Source organism: Rheinheimera sp. F8, from assembly GCF_001518915.1.
This window is the reverse complement of sequence record NZ_CP013656.1, coordinates 2,148,795-2,162,329: the sequence shown is the minus strand read 5'-3', so window position 1 is coordinate 2,162,329 and position 13,535 is coordinate 2,148,795. Positions and strand designations below refer to the sequence as shown.

At 58.8% G+C, this 13,535-nt stretch carries 4 protein-coding genes; all 4 read right to left on the bottom strand.

The window, feature by feature from the left end:
- Nucleotides 1-151: 151 nt before the first annotated feature.
- The 4 genes from ATY27_RS09635 to ATY27_RS09620 are packed head-to-tail and all read right to left on the bottom strand — an operon-like array spanning nt 152 to nt 13,528.
- Entirely contained in the window at nt 152-2,155 is a 2,004-nt protein-coding gene (locus ATY27_RS09635; RefSeq protein WP_208933306.1) for a thiamine pyrophosphate-dependent enzyme, read from the bottom strand.
- Nucleotides 2,156-2,201: 46 nt separating this feature from the next.
- Nucleotides 2,202-2,837 (bottom strand): 2-oxoacid:acceptor oxidoreductase family protein, encoded by a 636-nt coding sequence (locus tag ATY27_RS09630; RefSeq protein WP_208933305.1) that lies wholly within the window; start codon nt 2,835-2,837, stop codon nt 2,202-2,204.
- A 17-nt stretch (nt 2,838-2,854) separates the two neighbouring features.
- A complete protein-coding gene (locus tag ATY27_RS09625; protein ID WP_208933304.1) occupies nt 2,855-7,840 on the bottom strand; it encodes a type I polyketide synthase in 4,986 nt (1,661 codons plus the stop codon).
- Nucleotides 7,841-7,849: 9 nt separating this feature from the next.
- Nucleotides 7,850-13,528, bottom strand: a complete 5,679-nt coding sequence (locus tag ATY27_RS09620; protein ID WP_208933303.1) for a type I polyketide synthase — start codon at nt 13,526-13,528, stop codon at nt 7,850-7,852.
- Between the last annotated feature and the right edge of the window lie 7 nt (nt 13,529-13,535).

Here is a 13,535-nt window from a genome sequence, read left to right as displayed (position 1 = left end):
CCCCCACTGAAACTCAATGACAACCGCCTCGGAAAACTTGCTATTTTTTTGATATTTTTACCGACATTCAACTCATTTAACTGCTTTTAACTACAGAAAACACCATTCATCGGCATCAGCGACCATTGGGCCGCCCATGCTGCGTTCCGGCTCAATCGGCCGGATAAAATTGCACCGGTTCGGCCGCACTGGCAGTTTTGACCGCTTTGGCCGCCTGCCGCTGCAAAATCTGATGTAACGACTGCTCGATGCGGTTTAACAGCGGCGCCAGCCAGCGCTGCTGATTTAACCGCCGGATGATCCTGGCCCAGGGCAATTTGCCGGCGAGTCGGGCGACCGGTTTTGCCAGCGGCCCCGCTTTTGGCACCAGCATGCTGACCGACAGCGGCACAATCGCTTGCTCCGGACAGAGCTGACTGCACAAGCCACAACCGATACAGCTGCTGCTGATCGCAATCTGCGCTTTGTCCTGATCCAGATCCGTCACATCGAAGTTCTGGCAGTTGGTATCGCGCACACAATCGCCGCAACTGGTGCACACAGATTCGAGAATGGTGTAGCGAAACGGCGTATCTTCTTTGATGTTCAGTTCCTGCACACAGCTGCCTTTGAGCACCAGCACCGACAAGGCCGGCCGCGCCAGTTCGAGATCGAGCCAGCATTCGATCGCTTTAGGTTCCAGTGACGGCAACACCTGGCAATGTACAACGCCCAGACTGCGCAGCAGTTCGAGCCATTGCGGCGCCGCCAGCGACAGACTGGTGTATTGCAAGCCGGTCATCGCCGAACCACTGTTATCCAGAATGATCACTGTACCGGGGCATTGCTGGCGTGCCAGCGCCATCAGCCCGGTCATGCCGGAGTGGAAAAAGGTCGAATCCCCAAGTACCGCTACACATTCGGTCGCGGCCTGTGGCCCGAGACCATCCAGATAACCCTGCAACATGCCAAGGCTGGCGCCCATACACAAATTGGTGTGCAAAGCACTGAACGGCTCCAGCGATCCGAGCGTCGAACAGCCAATATCGCCGACGACATACAGCTTGCGGTCACGTAAAATCTGAAAAATGCCGGTATGCGGACAACCGCCACAAAAACCGGGTAACCGCGGTGGCAAATTATCCAGCCAGCGGATATCGATGCTGCCAGGCTGCGTGGCACGAATATAGCTGTCGAGTTCTGGCGCCTGTGGGCTCTGCAGCGTTTGCAGACTGAATTCACCGACGCCGTCATAATCCGGTTTATCCAGCGTCGGGATACCAAGGCTACGCACTTGCTGATCGAGATAACCAGACGACTCTTCCGCGACTAGCACACGATCACAGAGCGCGGCAAAAGCGCGGATCTGCTGTGCCGGCAACGGATAGACCAGTTGCAACCGCAACAGCGGCAGGTCCTGACCAAGCATTTCCTGCACCACGCCGGATGGAAAACCACTGCTGATAATGCCAAGCGGATAACGATGCTGCAGTTTGTCCGGCAATGTCCGGACACACAGGCTGTCGGCAATATTGCTGCCCGCCAGTGCCTGCAGATTATGGTTACGCCGTTCATGACAACCCGGCACAAAAGCAGGCAGCAGCAAATATTTCTGGATCGGCGTGGCAAATGCACCGGGTATGTCCGATGGCTTGCGCTCCAGCCGTTCCAGCTTGTCTTTGCTATAACAGAGCCGCGAGGTCAGCCGCAGTACCACTGGTAAATCAAACTGCTCCGACAATTCAAATGCCAGCGCAGACAGCATTTTGGCTTCCTGCACTGTGGCCGGCTCCAGCACCGGCACCCCGGCGGCCAGACAAAGCTGGCGGGTATCCTGTTCATTTTGCGAATTGCGCGCGCCCGGGTCGTCGCCCACCACCACCACCAGGCCACCGACCACGCCGGTATAGGCCAGATTAAAAAACGGATCGGCCGCCACATTCAGCCCGACATGTTTCATCACCACCATAGTGCGGGCGCCGCTGTGACAGGCGCCCGCCGCCATTTCCATTGCGACTTTTTCATTAGTCGCCCAGCTGCTTTTCACCTCTGGCAATCGTTGCATCGCTTCGACAATTTCCGTCACCGGACTGCCCGGATAGGAATACAGCGTTTTCAGGCCGGCTTCCCAGGCGCCAAAAGCCACGGCTTCACACCCTGAGTGATAATTCAGCATTGTTATGTCCTTGTGTACTCAACAGCAAAGCGGGTTTTGCCTGTGATCAGGCCCGTTTCAGCGCATGCTCCGGCGCGGCCGGCAAATCCTGTTGTTCCAGCCAGTCAAAACCAGCCGCCAGGGCGCGCTGATTCGACGCCAGATAAGCCGGCGCCACGGTTTCACTCAGCAGTTGCAGCGCAAAACTGTGCGAAAAGCCATAGCTCGCACAGAACACGCCAAACATCACCGCCGAACTGAATTTGTCGGCCAGTTGTTCGCGACGCAGCAGCTGTTGCATCGGGATCAGCAGCAAACTGCAATGTGCGCTAAATGCCTGCACAATGTGCTGCAGATCCGGATATTGCCGCTGTCGCGCCAGACTGCGGCCGGTCGGGAACTGCAAGTCCGACAACAAGGTCACAGTGCCGCGCTGACACAACGGCAATTTGCGCAGCGCTTCGAGCGGTTCCAGCCCCAGCAAATAATCGGTGTGCTGCGAGTACAGGCAGGAGGTTTCAATCTCACGGCCCGCGCGCACCACTGCGCTGACACTGCCGGTGCGCTGGGCAATGCCACGTTCTTCTGACGTGATCACCCGCGGGTGACGTTGATACAAAGCCATGCCCGTCAACCGGGTCAGCAGGATATTGCCAAGACCACCGACACCGGTGATCACCACATTGGTATAGGACTTCCGCATACAAAACTCCTTTTGTGTCAGATGGTTAAAACCGTTGATTCGTTGGTGCCCGCCGCATTGACGCTGGCTGGTGGTTGCTGGCGGTAAAACGCAAACCCGCCCTGGCGTAACTGTGCGACCGCCTCGCGGCACGCCGACACTATGATGTTGAGATCGCTTGGTTGGTGGGCCACAGAGAGGAAACAGGTGCGGCGCTCCCAGACATACACGCCTTTGCTCAGCAGCAGACTGAAGAACAGTTGTTGCTGCAGCGGCAGCAAACGGAAATCAACGCCGCCGCACGGGTCAAAGCGGAATAACGAACCGAAATGGCTCAGCTGTAACGGCACGTTGTCGGCACTGAAATATTGATTCAGTTGCGCCACCAGATCCGCGGTCAGCGCATTGACCTGCTGCTGCAATGCGCCACCGCTGTCGCGCAGGCGTAATAACACGGCGCGGGCCGCCGTCATCGTCAGCGGATGTTTGCAGAAAGTACCGGCAAAGACGGTGGTTTTCTGCAGCGGCGCTGAGTCGTCGCCGTACTGCCAGCTGCCACCGTCAATACAGCCCATGTACTGCGCTTTACCGGCCACCACGCCAAGCGGCATGCCACCGCCGAGCACTTTGCCGTAGGTGACCAAATCGGCCTGTACAGCAAAATGTTGTTGCGCGCCCTTTGGTCCGGTGCGAAAGCCAGTGATGATTTCATCAATGATCAGCAGACAACCCTGTTGCTGCGTCAGTGTGCGTAATTGCTGCAAAAATGCCGCTGGCTGCAGCCCCGGTTTGCGGCTTTGTACCGGCTCCACCAGCACAGCGGCGATCTCACCGGCTTGTGCGGCAATAGCGGCCAGCGCTTCATCACTGCCGTAGCGCAGCACGATGACATCCTCGACCATGCCGGCCGGAATGCCCGGCGCGCTTGGCACTGTGCCGTACTCGCCGCTATCGGCCAGCACGCCATCATAAGTACCGTGATACGAATCTTTGAAAATCACCAGTTTCGGCCGCTGCGTCACAGTGCGAGCAACGCGGATCGCCACAGTGACGGCTTCGGAGCCGGTATTACAGAACGCCACCCGCTCGACACCGGTCAGTTCGGCGATAAGACTGGCCACTTCACCGGCCAGCGCATTTTGCGGGCCTAAATCAACACCCAGTGCCAGCTGTTGGCTGATGGCATCGCGGACAAAATCCGGGTTGTGGCCAAAAAATCCGACGCCATAACTGCCGGAAATATCCAGATATTCGTTGCCGTCAACATCGGAAAAGCGCGCACCGGCTGACTGGGCTGATACGATTGGGTAGACCATTTCTTTTAAGGTCAGACTGAAGTTCAGACTGGCGATCCAATCCGCCAGTACCGGGCGATATTTGCCGGCATAGGCTTTCGACTGCCCGGTCCGGGCCACGTGCGCCGCGATCAGTTGTTGCACAAAAGCCAGCTGCTGCGGATTTAAGCCTTCGCGGTTAAAGGTCATGCCGCGCGCCTGATTGCCGGCGTTGGTAGTCTGAGCCACGCTGGCCGGCGGGCGCTGCTGCGGTGCGGCAACAACCGGATTAACGCCGGTCTGTGTGGTCGATGGCGCGGCCGATGGTGCAACAAGCGGCGCGGCCGCTGCTTCGCTGACCACTTCCTGCGCCCCTTCTGCCAGCGCCAGCACCTGTAGCTGCTGTGCCATCAGCTGATTCATCTGATCCATTTGCGCCAGCTGCAGTTGCAGCAGTTGCGCCAGACCCGGTTCGAGCGCAGCGCCAAAAGCAGTGCCTGACTGCGGCAATGTCGGTAACATGGCTGCGGCCGCCTGGGGCATAGCAGGCATTGCCACGGCAGGCATTGTCATCGCAGGCTGAACCGACGCTGCTGTAACGACCTGAGGCGCTGGTGCCAGCTGTGTCAGTAGCTGCTGCGGATACTCGCTGAGTAAAAAGCCGGCCAGTGCGCTGACCGAACTATGTTGCTGAAACAGCTGCTCGACCGGCACTTCCAGCTGATATTTCTGCTGCAACCGTTGTTGTAGCTGCACCACCATCAGACTGTCCAGTCCCAGTTCAAACCAGTGGGCATCGGCATTAATCTCGCTGCTGTCCAGCCCGGAGATCTGGCTGATCATCTGCTGCAATTGCGCCTGTAGCTGTGGTTGGGGGTTATGCGCCGGCACATGGCCTGAGGCAGGTACGGCAGATTCAGAAAAAGGCATCACAGACTCCTGCACCAGCCCGCTGGGCTTGGTGTTGTCATTTAACGGGATCCAGAATTGAGTATGTTCAAAGGGGTATGGCGGCAATTGCCGGCGTGGCAAAGTCGCGACAGGCGAGCTGTACAGCGCCGGCCATTGCAATGGCAGACCGGCTTGCCACAGCGCTGCAACCGCACTGAGCCAGGCGCGGTCGGCCGGCCAGCTTTTGCGCAGACTGCACAGCACCAGCTGCTGCGGATAATCGCTGCCAAGCAGCGCACTTAAAGTTGAATGGCCGCCAAGTTCCAGCAAAATGCCAGATTGCGCTGCCGCTACTGCGATCGCCTGACGGAACTGCACCGGGGCGGTGATTTGTGCGGCCCAGTAAGCCGGCGTTAAATCCGTCACCCTGAGCGGCTCACCAGTCACGTCGGAAATGCAGGGCAAGCGCCCGGCTGAAGGCTGGATATGGGCGATAGCCGCCGCGAATTGTGCCGTGATGCCGGCAAAAGCCGGACTGTGAAAGGCCTGCTCCACGTCCAGCAATTTGGCGCGGATTTGCTGCGCCTCCGCCCAGGCCTGAGCCAACACAATCGCGGTGGCATCACCACTGAGCGTGATACTGCTGCTGGCATTGTCGGCCGCCAGCACTAACATAGCGTCCGGCGCTTCTGCACTGACTGCTGCCTGGCACTCAGGCCAGCGTGTCGCCGCCATCTGCAGCGCCAACATCTGGCCCGCACCACAGGTCTGCATCAGCTGACCGCGGATACAAGCCAGTTCCAGCGCCTGCTGCTGGCTATAAAATCCGGCCACTGCTGCGGCTGAAATGCCGCCAATACTATGGCCAACCAGTTGCGCCGGCAGCAGACCGAGGCTTTGCCACAAGGCCGCCAATGCCCATTGCAGCGCAACAATCGCCGGCTGGGTATATTGGGTTTGCGCCAGCACCTGCTGCGCTTCCTGCATTTGCCCTTCTGCCGGATACAACAACGCCAGCAGCGACCAGCCCCGTTCGCGGGTCAGATAAGCTTCGGCCTGATCCAGCGCAGCGCGAAACACTGGATAGTGCTGATATAGCGCAAACCCCATCTGCAACGACTGACTGCCCTGGCCGCTGAAACACCAGGTTTGCTGCAGATTGCTACGTTTGGCCGGCAGTTCCGCAGTGGTCTGCCATTGCCGGCATTGCTCAGCAAGGCCAGCCGCACTGTCGGCCAGCAGCGGCAAGCGCAGCGGTAAACTGGCCCTGCTGCGCCAGACACTGGCACAAAACGCGTCCAGTTCCGGCTCGGAGGTCAGCGCCTGTTGATACAGCTCGCTAAGCTGCGCCAGTGCCGCCGGGCTTTTGGCCGTCAGCGGCAACAGCTGCCAGCGCCCTGCTGAGCCGGTAACTGAGTCTGTGACGGCGGCGGCTTGGCCATCTGCCGCCTGTGCCACCGGAGCGCGCAAGATCACATGCGCATTGCTGCCGCTAAAACCAAAAGCGCTGATACCACAGGTCAGCCGGCCACTGCGTGCCTCTACGGCGGTCAGTTCGGTTTGCATCTGCAGTGGCAATTGCTCCAGCTGAATGAGCGGGTTAGCGTGCTCAAAATGCAGACTGGCCGGCAATTGCTGCGCCCGGATCGACAACACCAGCTTGATCAGGCCGGCGATGCCAGCCGCCGCTTCCAAATGGCCGATCTGCGATTTGACGCTGCCGATCCGCACCGGCTGGTCCACACCGGCAAACACTTCTGCTAAGGCCTGTGCTTCAATCGGGTCGCCAAGCGGTGTGCCGGTACCATGCAATTCGACATAATCCACTTCAGCCGGCTCTACGCCGGCAGCCTTCAGCGCCTGCCGGATCACCTGCTGCTGCGCCAGACCATTCGGCGCGGTCAGGCCATTACTGCGGCCGTCCTGATTAATCGCACTGCCACAGACCAGCGCCAGCACTTCATCAGCGGCCGCAATCGCATCGGCTTCGCGTTTTAATACCAGCACACCACAACCTTCACCGCGGCCATAACCATCGGCGCGGGCATCAAAGGTTTTGCAACGACCATCCGGCGCTAACGCATCCAGTTGCGAAAATGCGACAAAAGGCTCAGGCGTCAGCATCAGGTTAACGCCGGCCACTAGCGCCAAATCACATTCACCGGCGCGCAGACTTTGCAGCGCCTGATGCAACGCCACCAACGACGAGGAGCAGGCCGTGTCCACTGCAAAACAAGGGCCATGCCAGTCATAAAAATAACTGAGCCGGCCGGATGCCGTGCTGGCATGCACGCCCGTCAGCGCATAAGCACTGATACTGTCCGGGTTGAGTGAGCCCATATGGGCTTTAAAATAATCGTTACTGCTAAGGCCGACAAAAACGCCGGTATTACTGCCGCGCAACTGCTGTGGATCCAGCCCGGCATGCTGCAACGCCTGCCAGCTGACTTCAAGCAAATGCCGCTGCTGCGGATCCAGTGCTTTGGCTTCGACCGGTGTGATGTCAAAAAACCGGGCATCAAAGCCGGCGACATCGTCGATAAAACTAGCGTGACGGACATAACTGCGGCCAGTTTTTTTCGGCTGGCGCTGCGGGTCAAACCAATGCTCCGCGGCAAAACGGCTGGCCGGCACCAGCCCGACCGCATCAACACCGCCGGCCAACAGCTGCCAATAACCTTCGGCATCGTTGGCGCCGGCCGGAAAACGACAGCCAACACCAATCACTGCGATCGGCGCCTGCTGCTGTGCCTGACGGGCTTTGAGGTCGGCATCCAGTTTCTGGATCTGACCGGCGGCCCGACGCAAAGCTTCTTTGTATTTCAGTTCGGTTTGTTGATCCATATGTTGATTCATCATCCGCTCCGCTTAATCCAGCAACGCGGCGATATCCGCCAGCACGTCCGCGCTGCTGTCAGCAACCACGGTTTTCGGCAGCAATTCCGGCAAGGCCTGCTGCAGCAAATAGTCGGCGGCTTTGCGTAAGCTTGGATAATTAAAGAAAAACGACGCTGGTAACTTCACCTGATAAGCACTCGCCAGCTGACTGCGCGCTTCGACCATCATCAGCGAATCCGCACCGAGATCCATCAACGGCAGGTCCGGATCCAGGCTTTGCTGCGGGCTGTAGCCCAACACTTTGGCGGTAATAGTGGTCATCTGCTGCAACAACAACGGCAGTCGTTGTGATGGTTCGGCTTGCTGCAACAACTGCAGCCAGGCCGGTGCAGCGTTGTGACCCGCCGCCGCCGCAACAGTCTGTTGCTGTGGCAGCAAACTGCTGAATAAACCCAAACGCTGCGCCGGTGCGGCATAGTCCTGATGTCGTGCCCAGTCCATCTCCACCACGGCTGGCGCCGCAACGGTATGACTTAGTAGCTGCCATAAGGCGGCCATCGCCTGCGCCGGGCTCAGGCTGTGAATACCACGGGCGGCCAAGCGGTCGCCGCGTCTGGCATCATCACTGGCCATACCGCCATCGAGCCAAGGGCCCCAGTTCACCGATGTCGCGGCCAGTCCCTGCTGCCGGCGCAGCGACGCCAAAGCATTGAGGAACTGATTCGCAGCGACATAGTTACTCTGGCCCGGGCTGCCAAACAATGCTGTGACTGAGCTGAACAGCACAAAACAGTCCAGTGCGAGATGCTGCGTCGCCTGATGCAAGTGCCAGGCGCCCAGCGCTTTACCGGCAAACACCGCCGCAAAACGGCCCGCGTTCTGATCGGCGATCAGCCCATCGTCCAGCACGCCGGCGCAGTGGAACACCCCGGCCAGATCCGGCAGTTCGCCGATAAGCGCCGCGACTGCGGCGGCATCTGCCATATCCAGCGTCTGATAATGCACTTCGGCCGGGTTGTCGCCAGTCCCAGATAACTGCTGTAGCCATTGTTGCGTCTCTTTATCCGCTGCTTTGCGGCCGGTCAGTACCAGCTTGCGCGCGCCGCGTTGCAACAATGATGCAGCAACTTGCCGGCCAAGCGCCCCGAGGCCACCGCTAATCAGATAAGTCCGGTTTGGTTCAGGCGTGTACGCCGCCAGTGCCGGCAGACGTAAACGTTCCAGCCTTGCCACTGCCGCTTGTTCGTGTTGCAGCTGCCACAAAGGTTCATGGGCCGTCGTTGCCGCATCCGCCTGTAACAACTGGCTTAACGCCGTGATATCGCCGGCGGTAAGACCGGATTCTGCAGATGTCAGCCCTGTTGTTATCACGGTGCCGCGCCACAAGTCTGCATGTTCCAGCGCAATCACCTGAGCCAGGCCAAGCAGCGCCGATTGTGCCAGTGCCGCTTCGGCAGTGCTGTCGAGCAGCAACCACAGTTGCAGCGGCTGGCCGGTCAGGGCTATCTGTTGCACCAGCGTCAGCAGCGTCTGATAGTGGCTGCTCAGATCTTGCTGAAACTCGGCATTGTGCGGCTGTAAATCCAGCGCCGCGGCATACACCAGCTGCGCCGGCGCTGTGGCACTGGCACCTGATGTCAGACAGTGTTGCCACAAAGCCGGCAGTTCAGCGGCCTGGCTCAGGTCCAAATGCAGATGATGCAGCGCCGGCATCGCCGCCTGGGCGACCTGCGACTCACTGACCGTCGACCAGATCAGGCTGATCTGATGGCCCTCTGCACTTAACTGCTCAGCAAGCCGGGTGGCTACACCATTGCGGTCGGCCAGCAGCAGATAATGCTGTGCCTGAGTGTGCGCCTGCGGTAATGCAACCGCCTGCCACTCCTGCTGATACAACAAAGGTGCAGTGTTCACCTGCAGGTTACGCAGCAGCACCGATTCCGCGCTGCGCTTAGCGGTGATGCCTTCAATGGTCAACAGCACAGTGCCATCGGCGGCGCAGACCGTGATATCGCTGGTCATTACATCGGAGCCCTGGCGCACATCATAATCGCGGGTATAAGCCCAGACCTCGGCTGGAATATTGCTGGCATACAGGCAGACCCGCCCGACTGAAATTGGAATAAAAGCCCGGCGGTCCTGCTGTAACTGGTTAAAATCCAGTGCTGAGACCGGTAAAGAGGTGTGAAACAACGAGTCGATTAAGCCCGGATATACCAGATAGATGTCGCGATCCGGCACATCAGCTTTTAATGTCAGGCGTGACAAGCCTTCGTTGTGGCCTTTCCACACTTGCTGGATGCGGCGAAAGCCATCGCCAAGTTTAAAACCAAGACCTTCGAAAAACTGATTAAAAGCACTGACATCCACTTCGCTGTTGAACTGCTGGCGTAACGCAGCCAGATCCAGTGGCCCTGGTTGAATGTGGCCGCCACTGTCTGTCCGGCTACTCTCTGTCTGGCTTATTTGCACGCGGCCACTGCAGTGCCGGGTAAACTCGCTGCCGGCCTGTAAAGCGTCCCGACTGACCAGTTCAAACTGATATTGCCCGCTCTGCTCAGGTGTCAGGATCACCTGCCCGGCACGGCACTCGCCGTCCCTTGCAATTAATGGTGCCAGGAAATCAATCTGTTCCAATACGGCGACATCTTGCTTTAGCACGTCGCGCGCGGCAGATAACAACAATGACACATGGGCTGCGGCCGGTGAGATCGGCGTGTCATAGACAATATGCTCTGCCATAAAATACGGTGTGTTGGCGCTATATTCGCGACCATAAACAATCTGACCACCCAGAGCTGGCGTCTCGAGGCGCTGCCCTAACAGCGCATGTTGTGTGTTGACGCTGAGCTGACTGACGGCATTGCTGCCTGACTGACTTAGTGCCGCTTGTGAAATCCCAGGTTGTAAAAGATCATACCGCAGCGGCATCCAGTGTGATTCGCGCTGGAACGGATAAGTCGGAATGGCGATACGCCGCGCCTGTTGTTGCTGATAAAACGCGGCCACCCCCGCCATTGGCTGACGCAACTGCAACTGACCTAAGGCCAGCAGATAAGTCTGCAGACCCGGCTGGTCGCGTTTCTGACTGGCGAGCAATGCCGGTGCTGGAACTGAGGCCGCAGACTGGCTTTGCAACAGCCGGCGCGCGAGGCCTGTCAGCGTATCTGTGGTACCCACTTCCAGCAGCACTTGTACCTGCTGCTGTTGCAGGTATTGCAGCACCGGCAGGAACAACACCGCTTCGCGCACATGGGCGACCCAATAGTCCGGCCGGGTCAGCGCTTTTTTCTCCGGCTGGCCGGTCAGTGCGCTGACAAAAGTCAATTTAGGTTCATGATATTGCACAGTCGCAGCCACCGCGGCGAAGTCTGCCAGCACCGGCTCCATCAGCGGCGAGTGGAAACCGTGCGACACCACCAAAGGCCGGATTTCCAGCTCCTGTGCCTGACAATCAGCGATAAACTGCGCCATCGCATCCAGCGCACCGGAAACCACCGTCACATCAGTGGCATTCACCGCCGCCACCGACAGCTGCCCCCGGTAGCCGAGCAGCAAACTATCGACCGCAGGGCGCGCGGCAAATACCGCCGTCATACCGCCAGCGCCCGGTGCCTGCTGCATCAGCCGGCCGCGCGCGGCCACCAGCCGCACCGCATCGGCGAGACTGAACACACCGGCGACCACTGCCGCGGCATATTCACCAATACTGTGACCAGCGACATACTGCGGCGCCACGCCGTCGGCCAGCCATTGCTGCGCCAGGGCATATTGCACGGCAAAAATCGCCGGCTGGGCGTACGCTGTGTCATTAATCAGCTCCGAAGGTTGCTCCGGCCATAACACATCCTGCAGCGGCAATGGCAACTCGGCAGCAAACAGCGCCAGCACTTCGTCCAGCGCCTGGCGGAATACCGGCAACTGCTGATACAACTGCAGCGCCATGCCAACATATTGGGAGCCCTGACCGGTAAACAGCAGCGCCAGCGACTGTGGTTTATGGTCGTGACTACTCAGACGGGCCCGATCTGGCCCCTGCAGCTGGCCATCGGCAATTTGGCGTAACGCGCTGATAGCACTGTCTTTATCGCTGACCACCAGCGCCAGACGTTCCTGAAATAAACTGCGGCCACAGGCTGAGGTGAAAGCCAGATCGGCCAGTTCCACGCTGTGCAGCTGCAGGAAATCGGCGAAACGCTCGGCCTGTTGCTGCAATGCACTGAGCTGACGGCCACTTAAGATCAATAATTGCGCGCGGCTGCTGTGCAGCTGACGATCGACCTTCGGCGCCTCTTCGACAATGACATGACTGTTGGTACCGCTAAAACCAAAAGAACTTAAACCAGCCCGGCGTACACCGTCATTGTCCGCATCACCACCAACCTGCCAGTCCTGCAGCCGGTCGACCACCTGCACCGGCGCCCCCTGCCACTGAATATGCGGATTCGGCGTAGCAAAATTCAGACTGGCCGGTAACTGGCGGTGCGACAGCGACAACAATAATTTAATCAGCCCGGAAATAGCCGCCGCCGGTTCCAGATGACCCAGATTGGTTTTGACCGAACCGAGTTTCAGCGGCTGTGTCGCTGGCCGGCCGGCGCCGTACACCGTTTGCAGCGCTTCGACTTCAATCGGATCGCCAAGCGGCGTACCGGTGCCGTGTGCTTCGACATAATCGACATCAAGCGGCTGCAAGCCGGCATTTTGCAAGGCTTGGCGGATAACTTTTTGCTGGGCAAGGCCACTCGGCGCAGTGAAGCCATTGCTGCGGCCATCCTGATTCACCGCAGTACCGCGCACCAGCGCCATGATCGGGTCGCCATCGCGCAGCGCGTCCGACAGCCGTTTCACCACGACCAGACCACAGCCTTCGGCGCGGACATAACCACTGGCGTCAGCGTCAAAAGTCCGCACCATGCCGTGTGGCGAAATCGCCTGTAGTTTGGTAAATGCGATATGGGCCAGCGGCGTCAGGATGAGGTTCACACCGCCGACCAGCGCTAAGTCCGACTCGCCGCTGCGCAAACTCTGACAGGCCAGATGCAAGGCCACATTAGAGGATGAACAGGCGGTATCGACTGTGACCGCCGGGCCTTCAAAACCAAAGGTGTACGACAAGCGGCCGGCCGCCGTGCTGTGGGTGGCGCCGGTCATGCTGTACGCGTCGATAGAGGCCGGATCGCCGGATTTTAAATGGGCGTGCGCATAATCATCGCTCGACATGCCAATAAACACGCTGGTGGCAGAACCTTTCAGCTGCTGCGGGTCCAGTGCCGCTACTTCCATCGCTTCCCACGCCACTTCTAATAACAGCCGTTGTTGTGGATCCAGCGCTTTGGCTTCTTTGGGCGATACGGCAAAAAACTGATGGTCAAACTGGTCCAGCGCCAGCTGCAAATAACCGCCATGGGTCGTGTACATTTTGCCGGGCGCTTTTTGCTCCGCGGCATAATAATGCCCGGCATCCCAGCGCGCCGGGTCCACCGGTGTGATGGTATTAATGCCGTCCGCCAACACCTGCCAGAATTGCTGCAGGTCATTGGCACCGCCCGGAAAGCGGCAGCTGGCACCGATGATCGCCAGCGGTTCAGTGCGTTGTTGCTGCAACTGCTGCAACTTGTCCTGAGCTTTTTTATATTCAACAAAAAGTTTTTTCATCGCCTCAGCTGAAGTGTTGGTTTCAGGCCGGGTCTGGTTGTGTTCGCTCATAGGTACT